This window comes from Paraburkholderia ginsengiterrae, assembly GCF_001645125.1.
Taxonomy (GTDB): Bacteria; Pseudomonadota; Gammaproteobacteria; order Burkholderiales; family Burkholderiaceae; genus Paraburkholderia; species Paraburkholderia ginsengiterrae.
The window spans coordinates 46,569-63,494 of record NZ_LXKA01000033.1; the positions used below are offsets into that span (position 1 = coordinate 46,569).

The 16,926-nt window shown below is 64.6% G+C and carries 13 protein-coding genes; 7 read left to right on the forward strand and 6 right to left on the reverse strand.

Going from position 1 to position 16,926, the window contains the following annotated elements:
- Positions 1 to 22 precede the first annotated feature (22 nt).
- Complete coding sequence (locus tag A6V37_RS02315) at positions 23 to 1,375, forward strand: DUF2325 domain-containing protein (RefSeq protein WP_064265905.1); 1,353 nt, start codon at positions 23 to 25, stop codon at positions 1,373 to 1,375.
- A gap of 24 nt (positions 1,376 to 1,399) precedes the next feature.
- Here A6V37_RS02315 and A6V37_RS02320 read toward each other — a convergent pair whose 3' ends face one another.
- From A6V37_RS02320 to A6V37_RS02330, 3 genes are all read right to left on the reverse strand, one after another.
- Entirely contained in the window at positions 1,400 to 1,801 is a 402-nt protein-coding gene (locus A6V37_RS02320; protein ID WP_242665730.1) for a winged helix-turn-helix domain-containing protein, read from the reverse strand.
- Positions 1,802 to 1,853: 52 nt separating this feature from the next.
- Positions 1,854 to 2,390 carry a nitrogen fixation protein NifQ gene (locus A6V37_RS02325; protein WP_064265904.1) on the reverse strand — a complete coding sequence of 179 codons (537 nt, stop codon included), beginning with the start codon at positions 2,388 to 2,390 and terminating at the stop codon, positions 1,854 to 1,856.
- A gap of 188 nt (positions 2,391 to 2,578) precedes the next feature.
- Entirely contained in the window at positions 2,579 to 3,067 is a 489-nt protein-coding gene (locus A6V37_RS02330; protein WP_064285743.1) for a molybdopterin-dependent oxidoreductase, read from the reverse strand.
- A gap of 264 nt (positions 3,068 to 3,331) precedes the next feature.
- Here A6V37_RS02330 and A6V37_RS02340 point away from each other — a divergent pair, with 264 nt between their 5' ends.
- Positions 3,332 to 4,237 (forward strand): extracellular solute-binding protein, encoded by a 906-nt coding sequence (locus A6V37_RS02340; RefSeq protein ID WP_064285745.1) that lies wholly within the window; start codon positions 3,332 to 3,334, stop codon positions 4,235 to 4,237.
- Positions 4,238 to 4,241: 4 nt separating this feature from the next.
- Positions 4,242 to 6,104, forward strand: coding sequence for an ABC transporter ATP-binding protein/permease (locus tag A6V37_RS02345; RefSeq protein ID WP_064285761.1), 1,863 nt, complete (start codon positions 4,242 to 4,244; stop codon positions 6,102 to 6,104).
- Here A6V37_RS02345 and A6V37_RS02350 read toward each other — a convergent pair.
- From A6V37_RS02350 to A6V37_RS02360, 3 genes are all read right to left on the reverse strand, one after another.
- Positions 6,083 to 7,528: a nicotinate phosphoribosyltransferase gene (locus tag A6V37_RS02350; protein ID WP_064265959.1), complete on the reverse strand. Its 1,446-nt coding sequence runs from the start codon at positions 7,526 to 7,528 to the stop codon at positions 6,083 to 6,085. The two genes, A6V37_RS02345 and A6V37_RS02350, sit on opposite strands and share 22 nt — an antisense overlap.
- Before the next feature lie 141 nt (positions 7,529 to 7,669).
- Complete coding sequence (locus A6V37_RS02355) at positions 7,670 to 8,875, reverse strand: CpaE/TadZ family protein (protein ID WP_064265901.1); 1,206 nt, start codon at positions 8,873 to 8,875, stop codon at positions 7,670 to 7,672.
- Positions 8,876 to 8,942: 67 nt separating this feature from the next.
- The gene (locus tag A6V37_RS02360) at positions 8,943 to 9,227 is read right to left on the reverse strand and encodes a hypothetical protein (protein WP_064265900.1); all 285 of its coding nucleotides are present in this window, start codon (positions 9,225 to 9,227) and stop codon (positions 8,943 to 8,945) included.
- Between the two features lie 1,355 nt (positions 9,228 to 10,582).
- On the opposite strand from A6V37_RS02360, the gene A6V37_RS02365 reads away from it, so the two are divergent.
- The 4 genes from A6V37_RS02365 to cysC all read left to right on the forward strand — a co-directional run bounded on the left by A6V37_RS02365 (position 10,583) and on the right by cysC (position 16,918).
- Positions 10,583 to 12,016, forward strand: a complete 1,434-nt coding sequence (locus A6V37_RS02365; RefSeq protein ID WP_064265899.1) for a sigma-54-dependent transcriptional regulator — start codon at positions 10,583 to 10,585, stop codon at positions 12,014 to 12,016.
- Positions 12,017 to 12,231: 215 nt separating this feature from the next.
- Positions 12,232 to 12,582 carry an NIPSNAP family protein gene (locus A6V37_RS02370; protein WP_064265898.1) on the forward strand — a complete coding sequence of 117 codons (351 nt, stop codon included), beginning with the start codon at positions 12,232 to 12,234 and terminating at the stop codon, positions 12,580 to 12,582.
- A 126-nt stretch (positions 12,583 to 12,708) separates the two neighbouring features.
- A complete protein-coding gene (locus A6V37_RS02375; RefSeq protein ID WP_082904838.1) occupies positions 12,709 to 15,219 on the forward strand; it encodes a mechanosensitive ion channel family protein in 2,511 nt (836 codons plus the stop codon).
- Between the two features lie 454 nt (positions 15,220 to 15,673).
- A complete protein-coding gene (cysC, locus tag A6V37_RS39820) occupies positions 15,674 to 16,918 on the forward strand; it encodes an adenylyl-sulfate kinase (protein ID WP_278185262.1) in 1,245 nt (414 codons plus the stop codon).
- Positions 16,919 to 16,926: the final 8 nt, after the last annotated feature.

Consider the following 16,926-nt stretch of genomic DNA (forward strand, 5'->3'; position numbering starts at 1 on the left):
CCGCCCCGGATTCAAGACTCCCATGCACACGCCCCCGTTTCGTCTCGCCCAGCCCACGCGCCTGAAACTGTCCGGCGACGAGCTTGCCAGCACCGGCTTGCGCACCGCCGACCCGTGCTGCACGCCCAGCGAGGCTTCTGTGCCGCACACCAATCGGCGCGCTCGCCTCGCGGAGCTCGACGGCCATCTGCATTGTTCGATCATCGGCACGTGTCTGAGCACGCACGAGTTGCGCAGGCTGCTGCCTAAATTCACGGACCTCGATCGCCGTGACGCGAGCGACCTGGAGATTCATCACTCGGCGGTAGAACTCGCGAGCCAGGGCGGCACGGCCGCCAAAGCGCTCCACAAATTGCTCGACGAACGGTATGCAGGCGCGATCCGCCGCTTCGACAACGCCACCGACGACGTCAGCCTGCTCGCGCTCTGGGACGATGCGCTGAAAAGCGGCGACATTCCGCCCGCCTACTGGGCGTTGATGACGCATCCTTTCGCCACCATGCCGGTGCGCCAGAAAGCGTTCGGCGAACTGCACATGCTGTCGCATCTGGTGGGCGCCGCCAATCGCGCGGACATCCGCCGGCTGGTCGCGTTGGAAGAAGAAAACGCCGCGCTGAAAGAAAAACTCGAGCGCCAGCAGAGCCAGATGCAGGAACTCGGCATGCAGCGCGATGCGTCGATCGCCGCGCTCAACGAGCAGATCGCGCAATTCGTGACGCAGACTGCCCGCCAACTGCACGGCAATGCCGCCGACCTCCAGGCCGAGGTGCTACGCCTGCGCGACAGGCTGGCCGAAGCAGATCAGCGCGTCGCACTGCATACCACGCGCCGCGAGGCCGCGGAGCAGCGCGCGCTCCAGGAACAGCAAGCCGCGCTCGCGCTACGCAAACACCACGATCAAACGCTCAGGCTGCTCAAGCTGGTGCAAAGCGAGTGCGATGCCCTGGAACGCGCCACAGTGGACGTCGCGAATTCGGCGGGCGAAGCCGGCGCGCGCCGCTCGAGTCTCGCGCGCTTGCAGGGCAAACGGATTGTGTATGTGGGCGGCAGGCCCGGTTCGAATGCCGCGCTCAAGCGGCTGGTGGAGGCGTCCGGCGGCGACCTGCTGGTGCACGACGGCGGGGTGGAAGACCGCAAGGGGCTGCTTGTGGGCGCGTTGCCAGGAGCGGATCTCGTGGTCTTTCCGGTCAACTGTATCGATCACGATTCGATGAACACGCTCAAGCGGGTGTGTGAGCGTCATCAGATCGACTATCACCCGTTGCGCACCGCAAGTGTGGCGAGCTTTATCGAATTGATGAGCCGCCTGCCCGCTGGACATCTCACGCACACCGGCAATCCGCCGCCTTCGGCATTTTGCCTGCGGCACGGTTGAGGGCGTTCTCGAGAATCCGACCGCTCAGACGCGGATCAGGCGGGTCAATTCGGCGATCTGTTTCGCGCAGCTTCGCTGCGCCTCGACTTCGACGTCGCGGTACAGGCGAATGATGGCTTCGCCCACCGGGGTCAACGTACAGCCGCCGCCACTCTGGCCGCCTTGCTCCGAATGCGTGGCGGGCGACTTGAGCGAACGGTTCAGTTCGTCGATCAGCAGCCAAGCGCGCCGGTAGGACATGTCGAGGCTGCGCGCCGCGGCCGAGATCGAGCCGAATTCACGCACCGCTTCGAGCAATTCGACTTTGCCCGGTCCGAGGGCGACGGCGCCGCCGCTGCGGATGCGCATGCGGAAACGCACTTCGGGACGCGCCCTCGCGACTTTTTTTGCCGCGGGTGTGGAGCTGGTTTTTTGGGTATCGGCCATGCGCGAAAGCATACACGAACCGCTTCGCGCTGCCACCCTGGCCAAACAGCCGTCAACGCAGGTCCGGGAAGCAATGTCCGTAATCTTCGCAGCCCGGGCAACCGGGCGCCGGGCCAGGCATGAGGCCCAGGCTCAGCGCGCGCTGGCCGGCTAGAAATTTCTTCCATCGCAAGTTGGCGACATTCAGCGCAACCAGCGTGGGGAAATAGCGCGTCAGCATCCACGTGACTTCATCGCGGCCGGCTAGGCCGAGGTCGCGCCACAAATGGTCCGGGCGCAAACAGGCGTGCGCGATGATCGAGGCGAGGCAAGCCGCGTCGTCCGCGTGGACGGCCGCGCCGATGTGCGTGAGCAGCAGCGAATGCAGCGTGCGGACGAACTCCGCGTGTTCACCGGTAATGACGGCGACAGGCGGCGTGGCCTGCGCGGGCGCATGCGCAAAATGCCGCCCGAGCAGTGCGCGCCAGACTGCGGGCTGAAGTCCGAGCAACGCGAGTTCGCGGCGCACGTCACGCTCGGCGATCAGCTTCGCGAAGAGCCGTGTATCGGGCGACGCGGGGTCCGTCGCCGCGTCCAGCCAACGGGTCATGCGCGTGGCGGTCCGGGCGTCCAGCGGTAAAGACAACACTTGTGGTGCGCCTCCGGTTACGGCGCCTTCGGCAGCAGGTGCAAGCGGTTCGTCAGACATGGGGGCCAGGGCAATGATGATCAGCGGACCATCTTACGCCAGCGGTCCACGCTTCACGGCCCACACCAGAGTTCGCCGCCCGCGTCTTTCTACGCCAAAGGCCCCAGCACATGCGCCTCGATCCGCGCCAGACGTTTGACGTGGCGCGGCGCGGGCAGGATGTCCGAGCCGGAAAACAGAATCGGCGCGCCGTCCTCCGGCGTGAGCGCGCGGCCGCCGCATTCGTACGCCACGAGAACGTTTTCGCCCACCGGCGTGTTGAAGAGTTCATGCCAGGAAAATGTCACGACATAGCCGTCGTGCCCCACCGCCACGAACACCGTGCGCTTGAATTCGCCCGGCACGCTGTTCGGCAGGCCCGCCTCCGTGATGAGGGTCGTCAGACGCACGCCGCGATAGGGCTCGACACTGCGAATGAAGCGGTTCGTCGTGTAGCAGCGCAGATCGAACGGCGTCGCCAGCACGCTTTCGTAGCGGCTGAGTTGATCGAGACCGAACGACAGCGGCCGCTGGAACCGCCCGCTCAAGAGGAGTGCGGCGTCGACCGCCGGCGCGGCAATCACATTTACATTATCCATACGCGGTTATCTCCAGCATTGACGCCTGAGTGGCTTGTTCACTCGTTATGTCCGTGCGTATATTACGCTGCGATGGCGGCTGCAGCGCAAAAACGGCGTCGATACGCACTATATCGCTGGACATATCGGCCGCATGGCCGCGCTCGTCCCCAACCATAACCAGCAAGGCACGCGCGGTCGCGCTGGTGGCGGCCGGCGCCGTCACACTAAATCGCGCGGCGGCGTCGTAATATAGCGATCTAAATAACGCAACGGGGTTATCGCATGGTTCGCAAGCTGCTCAGCTCTCTCGCCACCTCTCTCGTGCTCGCCGCCGGCATCGTGACGGCCACGCCGGCTGTGGCTCAAGACGCGCCTTCGGGTGGCGATACGGTCAACGTGCTGTACGCCGGTTCGCTCGTCAACCTGATGGAGCGCAGCGTCGGCCCGGCGTTCGAGAAAGCCACCGGCCAGCATTTCCGCGGCTACGCGGCGGGCTCTAATAAGATCGCCAACGAAATCAAGGGCAAGCTGCGCCGCGGCGACGTGTTCATCAGCGCGAGCCCGAAGGTGAATAACAGCCTGATGGGCGAAGCGAACGGCGATCACGTCACGTGGTACGTGAACTTCGCCGAATCGCCGCTGATGATCGGCTACAACCCGCAAAGCAAGTTCGCCGCGCAGTTCAAAAGCAAGCGCTGGGATCAGGTGCTGCAGGAACCGGGCATCCGCCTCGGCCGGACCGATCCGAAACTGGATCCTAAAGGCGCGTTCACCGTCGAAATGATGACGAAGGCGGCCGAGCTCTATCATCAGCCGGACCTTATCGAGAAAACGCTCGGCGCGGCGGAAAATCCCGAGCAGGTTTTACCGGAGGAAACGTTGGTGGGCCGTCTGCAATCCGGCCAGCTCGACGCCGGCTTTTTCTATTCGACGGAAACCGCCGATCTGAAGATTCCGGCGATCCGCCCCGCGCCCGAACTGCAAGCCAAGGCCAGCTATACGCTGACGATTCTCAACGATGCGCCGAATCGCGCGGGCGCAAGCAGCTTCGTCGACTTCCTGCTGAGCGCGCAAGGTCGCGCGCTGCTCAAGCAACATGGCGTGGACGTCATCACCCCGACCGTGAGCGGCAACGTGCAAGCCATGCCGCCCTCGGTGCAAGCCGTGATCGACGCCGCCGCGCATTAAGGTGGTGAAACGCACTGCCGCGCGCCCGCTGCTATGGCTGGCAGCACTGCTGGCCGTCTATCTGTGCGCTCCGTTTGCCGCGAGCGTTCCCCAGCTCGGTGCCGCGGACTGGGCGAATGTCGACTGGCGCGCTACGTGGTCGGCAGTCGGCGTATCGGCGGCGAGCGCAAGCGTGGCCTCGCTCGCGATTCTGCTGGGCGGCGTGCCGCTCGGCTATCTGCTGGCGCGTTCGAATTCGCGCAAGATGGCCCTGCTCGGTTTTGTCGTGCAGTTGCCGCTGGCGCTGCCGCCGCTCACCAGCGGCGTGCTGCTGCTTTTTCTGCTCGGTCCGTATAGCTGGATTGGCCAGCTGACTCAAGGTGTCCTGACGGATTCCTTCGCCGGCATCGTGCTCGCGGAAGTGTTCGTGGCCGCGCCGTTCCTGATCATTGCCGCGAAATCCGCCTTTGCCGCTGTCGACCCGGTCCTCGACGACGTCGCGGCGACGCTCGGCCATCACGCCGGCAGCCGCTTTTTCCGGGTCGTGCTTCCCGTCGCATGGCCGGCCATTCGCGCGGGAGTCGTGCTCGCGTGGCTGCGCGCGTTCGGCGAATTCGGCGCGACCGTGATGGTGGCCTATCACCCGTATTCGCTGCCGGTCTATACCTATGTCGTGTTCGGCGGGCAGGGGTTGCCGGCGATGATGCCGTTGCTGCTGCCGACGCTCGCTATCGCGATCATCTGCGCGGCGCTGTCGATCTACAGTCTGCGGCAGAAGCCCGCCCTCGAGTCGGCCGAAAACGGCGAGGACGCGCTCGAACCCGGCGCGGATCTGACCGCAAGCCGCGGCGCGGCCAGCGACGCTCGCCTCGCCTTCCATTTGCAGCGCCAGTTGGGCGCGTTCGACCTCGACATTGCGTGGACGCCCGCCACGCGGCGTCTCGCGATCATCGGCCCGTCGGGGTCGGGCAAATCGTTGGCACTGCGTCTGATTGCGGGCCTCGAGTCCAATGCGTCGAGCAGCGTGCGGCTCGGCCCAAGGGAACTGAACACGCTGCCGCCCGAGCGTCGCCAGATCGGCTACATGCCGCAAGACTACGGCCTGTTTCCGCATATGACCGTGGCGCGCCAGCTGGCCTTTCCCGTCGACGCCGACCCCGCCAGCGCGCGTTACTGGCTAGATCATCTGGGTCTCGCGCAACTGGTTGGGCGCCTGCCGCATCAATTGTCGTTTGGCCAGCGGCAGCGGGTCGCGCTCGCGCGGGCACTGACGCGGCACAGCGAACTGCTGCTGTTCGACGAACCGTTCGCCGCGCTGGATACGCCGCGGCGGCGCCGTTTGCAGCAGTCGTTGCGGGCTTTGCAGCGCGAGATTGCGGCGGTGACGATCATCGTCACGCACGATCCGGATGAAGCGGCGTTGCTGGCCGATGAAGTTCTGGTCGTCGAACAAGGCCGCGTGCTGCAGGCGGGCTTCATCGACGCGGTGTTCGAACGGCCGGTGTCGATACGGGTGGCCGGGCTGCTCGGCCTGCACAACGTCGGCGAGGGCGTGATGAACGCCCCCGGCCAGCTCGAAATTGCTGAAGCGCTGGTAGTCGGCACGAACGCGAGCGGGTTCGACCTCGCCGCGGGCGTGCCCGTGATGTGGCGCGTCTCGTCACATGCCATCGTCATCACGCCCGACGGCGCGTATGCCGGCATGATCGACGCCGTCGAACTGCGGCGCGGCGAGCGCTATGTCCGTGTGAATATCGCCGGGATTCGTTTCGACATTGCCAGTGAAGATGCCCGCCTGCGCGAAGGCGCACCGTGCCGGGTCGAGATCCGCGCGTCAGGCGTGGCCGTCTGGCAAGCGGGCGGCCCTCAGCCAGTTTCACCCGCGTGAGCACGGCTTCTGATTTCGGCGAGCGACACATCGACCAGCAACTTGCCGGACTCGAATACCGTCACCAGCGCCTCATCCCACTCGCCCTGAACGGTGCGCTCATCCCACGCGATGGGCAGCGTGGTGGTCCGGTACTCGCCCGTGCGGCGATTGCGCAATAGCGTCAGCCGCCCTTTCATCGAACGCTTGGTGGCGTCCGTCACCGGGTCCTTGCTCACGCCGTGCCACTCGTCGCCCAGACGGATCGCGGAACACTTCATCGCGAAGCGCTGCGTATCGCGGTTGATCTGTTGCAGCAATGCGCCGCCCATGCCGAACACGATGTTGTCCGCCGCGAATCCGGCCTCGTCCATGGCGGCCAGAATCGATTCGATGGAGTCGGGATTCACGCCGTCGCCCTGAATCACGCGCACATGGTCGAGCACACGCCGCCCCTTGCTGTTCTCTACCGAACCGAACGACGCCTCGAGCGCCCGCAAGGTCTGCAGCACGATAGTCCGCGGATCGCCGGAGTCGGGGCGGATAACCAGCGTGCCGCCCGAATCGATCACCGCGTGCTTCAATTCGGTGCCCCATGCTTTGAGCGCGGCGAACAGATCGTAGGAGTCGGACACCACTGAGACGATCGCCCCCGGCTTGCCGAACTGCGTAATCATGTTGCGGAACGCGTCGCTTTCACGCTCCCGTCCCCACGACGTAATCGTGCTGTGTTCGGCGGCCGGCACGGAAAACGCCGCCATTGTCTCGTTGTAGTAGTGGTTCGCGGCGACCACGCCGAGCACAGTGTCCGAACCCATGAAACTGACGAGGTGCGCCGCGCCGCCAATCGCCGCCGATTCCGCGCTCGACACTCCGCGCGCGCCGAAATCGTGCAGCTTGAAGGGCAGTTGCGCGAGGTCGTCGCTGCTCTTCTCGAGATAGCCACGAATCGTCTTGCGCAGATGCCAGCTTTGCGTCGCCACGGTAATCGGATACCACACGCGCATCAGCATGGTCTCAAGATAGGAAGCCAGCCAGAACACGCGGGGATCGTCGCACTCGACCGTGACCAGCACATTGTGCGTGGGCACCACAGACCCTTCCGGCACCGCACGAATCCGCACCGGCAGATAGCCGCCGTGGTGCTCGACGACATGACGCCATCCGGCTTCGTTGAACGGCTCGCCATGAGCCGTGAAAAATGCCTTGGCCTGATCGATCATCGCCGGGGTGATCGGCCGGCACAGATACTCCTTGATCAGCATTTGCAGGCCGAAGAACAGCGTGCGGTCATAGCGCCCGCCGCGCGATTCGATATACGAGAACATGGCCGACGCGTCGGGAGGATATTGCAGGTAGTGCGATGCCTTGTACGAATCCGTGTTGAGGATCGGATTGGACAGGATCGACTCGATCGGAATGAAGCCGCTGGACTCGTTTTGCATGGACGATGCTGCGCTCATGTCGCGTTCTCAGGAGTGGTCAGGTGCAACCACACGATACACCGTCAGAACGCGCCGCGAATGATCCAAAGGCTCGCGGTGCTCAGGCTCTCGCGAAAGCGATCGCTGCGGTCAATGATGAACTTACCGCCCTGGCTTGAGTTGCGGCGGTCCACTCGGCCGCGCGGCCAGCAGTCTGCCGATCATGCTTTTACGGCGTTCCGGGCCGGCCGGCCACAGCATATTCGCGAGCAGGCCGATGCCGTGCGCGAGCGCGCTGTCTCTCGCCAGCGTCACGAGCGGCAGGCCGCGGCTGAGCGCTTCGTTGACCTGCTTTTCGTCGCGCGGAAGCTGATGCGACACCTTCGCGCCAAGCGTCTGTTCGAGCTTCGGCAGGTTGATCTGGGCGTCCTTGTCGTATTGATTCACCACCACCCGAACCTTGCTGGCCGGATAGCCCAGTTCCCGGAAGATATCGAGCATGCGCCGCCCGCCGTGCAGATAAAGCAGGTTTTGCCGCACGACCATACAAATCGCATCGCTGCGATCGAGCGCATGGATCGTCAACGGATTGAGGCTTTGTCCGATGTCGATCAGCACGGCATCGTAGCGCTCGCGCACCAGCGCGAGAATGCGCGCCAGCTGTTCAGGCAGCAATTCAGCGGCTTTGAGCGGATCTCCGGCGCCCGCCAGCACATCCAGATTGGAGTGCACATGCATCACACAGGAATCGAGCAGCGCCGCGTCAAGGCGCTCCGTCTGGCAGCAAAGATCGGCCAGCGTGGTGGGTGGCGGCTTGTCGGCGAGCAGCAGGCTGGCGTCCCCGAATTGCTGGCTCAGGTCGATCAGCAGTACGTGCCGGTTGCCCGTCGCGGCCAGCGAATAGGCGAGATTGACGGCAATCAGCGTCGTGCCGCTGCCGCCCTTGCTGGAAGCGAGCGAGATAATGCGCCCGGTGCGGCGTCCTGTGAGGTCTTTCTTGCGAGCGTCGATCCGGATCAGCACGGTGGTGATCTCGCAGGCGTCGAGCGGCCACGACAGCACATGCCGCACGCCGACGCGCATCGCCGCACCCAGCAAGGCCGTGGACGGCTCCGGCGTCACCAGGATGCAATGCAGCGCCGGTGTGCAGGCGAGCACCTCCTCGACGCCATCCAGGTCGCGCGGCTCCAGATCGGCATCGGCGACGATGAGCAGATCGGCGCTGCGGATCTGACGGTCGTGCGTACGCAGTTGCCGCGCCGGGCCGGTGGCGGTGCGCAAGCGGTAAGCCACGCCGCTTGCGTCGAGACGCGCCACGATTTGCCGCGCACATTCGCTGCTGGATGAAATCAGGAAGATGTCGATCATGTCGGCTCTCCGCCGGTCTGACGCCGTTCAGTTAATGAGGCCAACGCGATAACACTCCACGTTCCCGTTATTCGTCGGAATCAGACGGGTTGATGTCCGGCGCGTAGCTTTGATGGCGATCCGGCGCCACGGGCATCTCGTACATCGCATCACGCAGCGCCTCGCGCTGAATTTCCGCTTGCGCGCGCCGCTTCACCGCCTCGGCGATGACCAGCGTCAGCAGATCGACCGGGGGCGCTGCGAACAACGCGCGCGGCGCGGCGAGATGCCGTTGATAGGAGACGCCGGCAGGACGCGCGGCGCTTTGACGGTCCGACCACACCGCGGTCAGCTTGATGATCTGTTCGTTCATGACAACCCCCGAAAGATTTGCCTTCCCAAACCTCGGCCAGGTGCGCCGTGTCCGCGCATTCGCGGACACGGCGTCCGGTCCACCTCGTAGCAAGCGCCCCTCTATGGAGACTCTGGCCATTCCTCCCCGCTGCTTCGCGCCGGCTGGTCCCCGCCCGTGCGCTGCCCCGTCGTTGTTCTGTCACTGTTGTTGGTATGGCTCGCCCGCCAACCGCGCGAGCGTGAAATCTGTCGTTATCGCCACCCGTTCGCGTCCGTTAAACCAGACGGAAAAAAGTGGCGAGGACATCGCTTCGCGTCGTCCGGTGGCGCATGACCCATACCCCGTATCGATCATGCGCCCCGTTCTTTTTTGACGTCCGCTTGTCAGTGGCCCCGCCGCACCCTCGTCAGACGCATATGGCTTCCCCGGCCGCGTCAACGAAGTCTGTGTTTGCCGCCGGCCTCTCTACATCCTGGCTTCCCCGTGCTCCGGACCGGCGGCAACGCATTCGCTGTGATGTCCTTATTGCAACGCCCATGCCAGGCACCCCGAAAGCCGCATGCCACGGTGATTATTGCGGCAATGCATGGGGACGGCGGCCGTCCGCCGCACGGGTTGATTCGGATTCGACACGCGCCTGGCTCAGCCGCCGACGCGCCCCCGGAAACAATGACCGCGGGCAGGATCGCCGTGCGGGCCCCGCGCCCTGCGTCTGGGCAAGGGTTGCGTCTCGCAGCCGCTCAAACAGGCCGCGGCAAGCGCTCCGTTAGCCACGCTCGCAGCCCGCCGCCCGATGTGTCGCAAGCGTGAGACAACGCAATGCAACTCAACGCGGCAATAGCGTGGCCGGTTTCGCCCCTGCCTCACCTTGTTGGAGGCCGTATGTGCGATACCGCCCATAGCCAGCCATGGCTGGTAATTTTCAGTAACCTTTAAACCGCCAGATGGCGCACACGGCTGCGAAAAACGTTTCTGAATCCAGATTTATTTGTATGGCGCGAAAAAGCGCTTTCGCATATGGTTCAGCTATGCGCCAGGTAGAGCGCTCGTATCAGGCCAACGAGGTAAGAAACGGTTTTTGTGATTCGGGGATAGGACCGTCCGGCGGGTTGCAACGGTGAACGCCGTTCCGCGGTACGTTTAATGTGCAGCGCCTCGCGGCTCGCGCCGCCCGGGTCATGCCCCCGCCATCGCCATTACTGTGAATACGTCACCGCCGGGCGGCATGCAGGAAAGCCGGATGCGGTGTCCAATCCCGTCCGGGTCCGAGCAATCGGCCCGGATGGCTCAGTTGGTCTCATGTCGGCACCATTTGCCGGTGTGTCGATGACGACGAACAGCAGTCCTGAGAGCAGCATTGCACCGGGGGTAACATGACTACGACTTGCACGCCTGTGGACACGGAACGCACGGTTCTGTACGTGTCGAGTTCGCCCGATCAGAAACTCGTCGAATTTCTGGCCGCCGCCGGCTGGCAAGCCCTGCACGCCAAAAGCACGGCCGCGGCCGAACGGCTGATCGAGCGTGGCGATATCAAGGTCGGCCTTGTCGAACTGCCCGCTCACTGCACGTCCCAGCATCTGTCGGCGCTTGCGTTATGCATGCGGCGCGTCGAAACCAACTGGGTCGCCCAGATTGCGCCGGGACAGGCGGACCACGAGCTGGTCAGCCGCTTCATTCTCGACTATTGCTTCGATTACGTGACGCGGCCGTGGCTCAACGATCGCCTCGTGTTCGCGCTCGGCCACGCACATGGACTCTCGAGCCTGCGCAAAGTGCAGGTCGCCCCCGAGCCGTCGCTCGGCCGGCACGGCATGGTCGGCCAATGCGAGGCCATGCAGCAGTTGTACCGCCGCATTGACAAGTGCGGCGTGACCGACGCCCCGGTGTTCATCGCCGGCGAGTCCGGCACCGGCAAGGAACTGACCGCGCGCGCGATTCATGACCGCTCGCCGCGCGCCCGCAGCACCTTCGTCGCGATCAATTGCGCGGCGATTCCGCCAAGTCTGCTGCAGGCCGAGCTGTTCGGCCACGAGCGCGGCGCCTTTACCGGCGCGCTGCAACGCAAGATCGGCCGGATCGAGAGTGCCGACAAAGGCACCCTGTTCCTCGACGAAATCGGCGACATGCCGCATGAATGCCAGGCCGTCCTGTTGCGCTTTCTACAGGAAGGCACGATCGAGCGGCTCGGTGGCACCGGCCCGATCAAGATCGATGTGCGGGTCATTTCGGCGACCCACGTCGATCTGGACAAGGCGGTGGAAGACGGCCGCTTCCGCTCCGACCTGTATCACCGGCTGTGTGTGCTGCGTCTGATCGAGCCGCCGTTGCGCGAGCGTGGCGGCGACATCAAGCTGCTCGCCAACTATGCGCTCAGCATGTACAAGCAGGACGGCGCGCGCAAGCTGCGCGGGCTCTCGAGCGACGCGATCGTCGCCATGTCGAACTACCCGTGGCCGGGCAACGTGCGCGAACTGATCAACTGTGTACGGCGCGCGGTGGTGATGAGCGAGGGCCGCTTCATCACGGCCAGCGATCTCGGCCTGCCGGAAGCCGAGAACGGGCCGGCCGTGACGCTGGCGGAAATCCGCAGCAAGGCCGAGAAAGACGCGATCGAGCACGCTTTGCAGCGGCACGGCTACAAGCTGTCCGATGCGGCGGCCGAACTCGGTATTTCACGAGCCACGCTCTACCGGCTGATGCATGCAAACCGGCTGCATCCGGAAGTGACGGGCGGGCGCCTCGCGGACGCGGCCGGCGCGGACGCCGACGACGAGGCGGAGCGACAGGCGTCTTCGCTGGCGTGACCGGGCGCTCGCGCGCCAACGTTCGCCGGCCCCCCGCGCCGCCGGGCGCTTAGCCAGCCCGTCTGGTCCAATCCAGGCGGTGCGCCAACTCGGGTGAGCGGCTCGTGCCGCTGACATCGACTGTTCAGCTTGCAGTGAAACATCGCCGGCGGGCGGCCGCCATACTGGCGTCATGGTGCTTCAGACCATGACCTTTCCCCTCCCGGAGCCTGCACATGGCGATTACCTGCTTTATCCGCTACCAGATCGACCCTTTCCAGCGTGATGCGTTTGATGAATACGCCCGTAATTGGGGCCGCATTATTCCCCGCTGCGGCGGCCATCTGGTCGGCTATTTTCTGCCGCATGAAGGCACCAACGACATCGCCTGGGGCCTGATCGCCTTCGAGAGTCTCGCGGCATACGAAGCGTATCGGGCAAGACTGCGCACCGACGCCGAAGCGCGGGATAATTTTGCGCTTGCTCAGGCGAAACGCTTCATTCTGCGTGAGGAGCGCACCTTCACCGAAGTGGTCGACGGCACGTTCGGCGTGGCGCCGGTGCATGCGTCTGCAGCCACGACGTAGTAGCGGCCACGGGCGGCCGTTCGCGGAACTTGTATGACCTAAACTGTGTCGGTCAATGGTCACGCCTCCGAACTGGTCCATGTGCTCCGGCGCCGCCGTGCGCACGTGGACCCCGCCTTACGCCCTATGCGCAAACTATTTCAAGTCTGGATCCTCCTTCTTCTCGCTCTTGGGGCCTCGCCTGTCCTTGCCGCCGCGGCACAGGCGGCGCCCGTTGCGTCGGCGTCCGGCACCGCGGTCACGCTGACGCCCGAGCAGGCCCGCCAGGCCCTCGCCGCCCTCAATGATCCGGCGCGCCGCGCGCAAGTCGCCGATACGCTGCAAGCCATCGCCGCCGCCGGCGTGCTGAACGCCCCACCCGCCTCGGCGGCCGCGGCCGCGTCGGCGCCTGCCGGGGCCAGCGCCACGGCCGCGCTTCAGTCCAACGGGCTCGCCTCGCAGCTGGCCCGGCAGGGCGCGCATTGGGCCGTCCAACTCGGCAAGTCGCTGCGCAGTTCGGTCGCCGCGCTGCTCGACGTGGCGTCGGTGCGCGGCTGGTGGAACAGCCAATCGACCAACCCGCAGGCGCGCGCGGTGCTGGGCCACGTCGTGTGGACGCTGCTGGCCGCGCTATTGCCCGCGCTCGCGCTCGAATGGCTCGCACGCCGCCTGCTGCGCCGCGCTAACAAGGCACTCGCCGCGCGGCGCGAAGCGCGCGATGACGACGATGCAGCGCAAGCCGGCTTGCCCGTCGATGCTGAGCCGCCCTCGCCCGATTCGCCCGATTCGCCCAATTCGCCTGTGACGCAGAAGCAGACGCAGGCACAGGCCAGCGCCGCGGCCGAGCCTGCCGTTACGCCCACCGCGACCTCGGTCAAAGGCCAGGGCACCGAAGCCAAGGGCAAGACGAACGCCAAACTCCACTGGACGCTCCTGCGGCGCCTGCCGCGCGCGCTCATGAGCATGGTCCTGCGGCTCCTGCCGCTGGTGGTGTTCGTCGGCGCGGCGAGTGCCTTGATGTCGGTCTTCACCACCGACGGCACGCCGCAGGACCACGCGCTCGATTCGCTGATCGATATCTACGTGCTGTGCCGCCTGATCGTGATCGTCAGTGGATTCTTCCTGCAGCCGGCCGCGCCGCGCCTGCGCCTGCTGCGCATGGGCGATGCGTGGGCCGTCTTCGTGCAGCGGTGGATCGTGCGGACGGTCGGCGTAGTGGGTGCCGGGTCGGCGCTCGCGGTAGTCGCGCAATCGCTCGGCTTGAACGACGCGGCGCATCTCGCGCTGATGAAAATGGTCGCGCTCGCCGGCCACGTCATGATCTCGATCCTGCTGCTGCAGATCGCCAGGCCGGTCGGCGAACGTATCCGCCGAGGCTTCGCCGCGCGCGAATCGCTGCAGGTGCTCGGCAACGTCCTCGCCGACGTATGGGCATGGTTCGCGGTGTTCGTCGTGATGGCGCTGTGGTTCGTCTGGGCACTCGACGTGCAGAACGGCTATCACGCGCTATTGCATTTCGGCGGCATTTCGCTGGCGGTGCTGGTAAGCGCGCGAGTCGCATCGATCGTGATCCTGGGCGCGCTGGCGCGCTTCTTCCAGGCGCAGGACGACGAGGTCAAGTCGCTCGCTCATCAGCACGCGTACCGGTATTACCCGCTGCTGCGGCGCCTTGTGTCATGGGGCCTCGGCGTCGTCACCGCGCTGGTGCTGTTGCAGGTGTGGGGTGTGCATGTGGCCGAGCTGCTGCGTGCCGGCACCATCGGGCACCGGCTGGCGTCGGCGATCGTCACGATCGGCGTGGCGGCCGTCGTGGCGCTGATCGTGTGGGAAAGCGTGAACGTATCCATCGAACAACGGCTGAAGCGCTGGACCACCAGCGGCGACCTGGTGCGCGCCGCGCGCTTGCGCACCTTGCTGCCGATGCTGCGCACCGCGCTCTTCTGCGCGATCGCGCTGGTGGTCGTGCTCACCGGGCTGAGCGAACTCGGCGTGAACATCGGGCCGTTGCTCGCAGGCGCGAGCATCTTCGGCGTGGCGCTGGGCTTCGGCTCGCAAAAACTGGTGCAGGATTTCATCACGGGCATTTTCCTGTTGATGGAAAACGCCATGCAGGTCGGCGACTGGGTCACGCTCGCGGGCGTGTCCGGCACGGTCGAATATCTGTCGATCCGCACCGTGCGGCTGCGCGGCGGCGACGGGTCGCTGCACATCGTGCCGTTCAGTTCGGTATCGACGGTGAACAATACCAATCGCGGCCTCGGCAATGCGGCGGTGAGGGTCAGCATCGTGTTCGGCCAGGAGGTCGATCCGGCCATCGACACGCTGAAAGAAATTGGCGCCGCCCTGCGTGAGGACGACAAGTACAAGGACGGTATTCTGTCCGACTTCGCCTTCTGGGGTGTCGACGCGGTGGACGACTCCGCCATCACGCTGGCCGGTCAGATGCAGTGCCGCGACAGCGCGCGCTGGGGCGTGCAGCGCGAATTCAACCGGCGCATTGTCGAGCGCTTCCGTGAGCGCGGCATCGAGATCGCGAACCCGCAGCGCCATCTGCTGACCTGGGACCCGCAAAGCGCGCCGGGCAGGATCGAAGCGGGTGCGGTGCCGAACGTCATGCCTGAAGCCGGGCCTAACGACGGTCCCGGCAACGCCGCCTGAGACAAACCGTCTTCAAACTCGCCGCCCGGACCTGAGTGGTCCGCGGCGGCCGCGCAAACCGGCGCGATGCTGACTCACCTGGTGTCCGCCAATCCTTACTCCGGCCACCCGCAATCCAGTCTATGGGCGGCAGATTGATTATCTGGGACAAAGTGCCTCGAATAGCATCGCCACCCCTTTTAAGCCCAAAGTTTTAAAAACAGCACAGGCGCATTCACGGCCGGGCACGCGGCATAACGCGCGTCACGCGCTGCAAAATCGTGATAATGACAATTAGTAAAAACAGGGATAACGACCGCGTTTCATTACCGCCGTAATAATTCGTTACCGTGATGTAACGCAAAAAATAACGAGGGGCGATATTTTGAATTGTGACTTCAGCTAGACTGTAAGTATTTGTTAATATCACTGAAAAGCGTTCAAAATCTTGGTTACAACAGGTCGCCGTTTGCGAGTGCTCCTCGCGTGCATGCCCAAGTCCGGCAGCACCTTCATGTCGTCGGCAATCGCTGCCTTGCCCGGTTTTACCGAAGCCACCCTGGTGCCCTCGTATGGTCACCGCGAGCAGGAACTGTGCGTCCAGTCGCTACGTGAACAGGATGAGCGTGTCGGCGAAGAGTCATACGTCGCCCAGCAGCATATCCGTTACTCCTTCGCCACCGCGGAATACATGCGCGCGTTCTCGCTGCGGCCCATCGTGCTGCTGCGGAATATATTCGATGTCGTGCCGAGCCTCGTCGACCACCATTCGATTGAAGGCAACATCTACCCCTCAGCGTTTGCACCGGCCGACATTGCGTCGCGCCCGCTTGAAGAACAGGCCGATTTCGTCACGCAAATGGCCATTCCCTGGTACTTCAACTTCTACGCTTCGTGGCAACAGTGTCAGGACAAGCTCGTGGTGTACTACGAGGACCTGGTCTCGCGCCCCGAGTGGGTGCTGCGGCGTGTTTGCGAGTATCTGGAAATCGACGCGTCAGATGCGCTGATCCAGAACGCGGTGTTGAATGCGAACAGCGCGGGAAAGCGCAAGAACAAAGTGTCACCCGGCCGGGGCAAGAATCTGTCGCACGACAATATCTCGGCGATCGTCAAGATGGCCAATCACTACCCTGAGCTCGACTTCTCGGACATCGGCATTAGCCAGGAAATGCGCCTCGCGGCGTCCCATCCCGCTTTGCGCCATCACGAGCAACGCGTGTACTGGCTGACCGGACTGTCCGGCGCAGGCAAGACCACGCTGGCCTACGCCCTCAGGGACCGCCTGGAACACGACGGCTACCGGTGCGCGGTCCTCGACGGCGATGAATTGCGCAAGGGCATCAACTCTAATCTCGGCTTCAGCGAATACGACCGCACGGAAAACGTGCGGCGGGTGGCCGAAATCGCCACCCTGTTCCGCCAATCGGGATGCGTGGTCATTGTTGCCGTGATTTCCCCGACGTCCGCTCAACGGGAGATGGCTCGCCAGATCGTCGGCGAAGGATTTACGGAGGTGTTCGTCGACACCCCACTCGACGTCTGCGAATCGCGCGATCCCAAGGGACACTACCGCCGGGCGCGGCAGGGCCGGCTGACCGGGTTCACGGGCGTTTCCGCGAAATACGTGCCGCCGCAACATGCGGAGATCGTGATTCGAACCACCACCACGCCCATCAACGAAGCCGTCGAGCAGCTGATCGCCTTCGAGGCGGCGTGAGCGTGGCC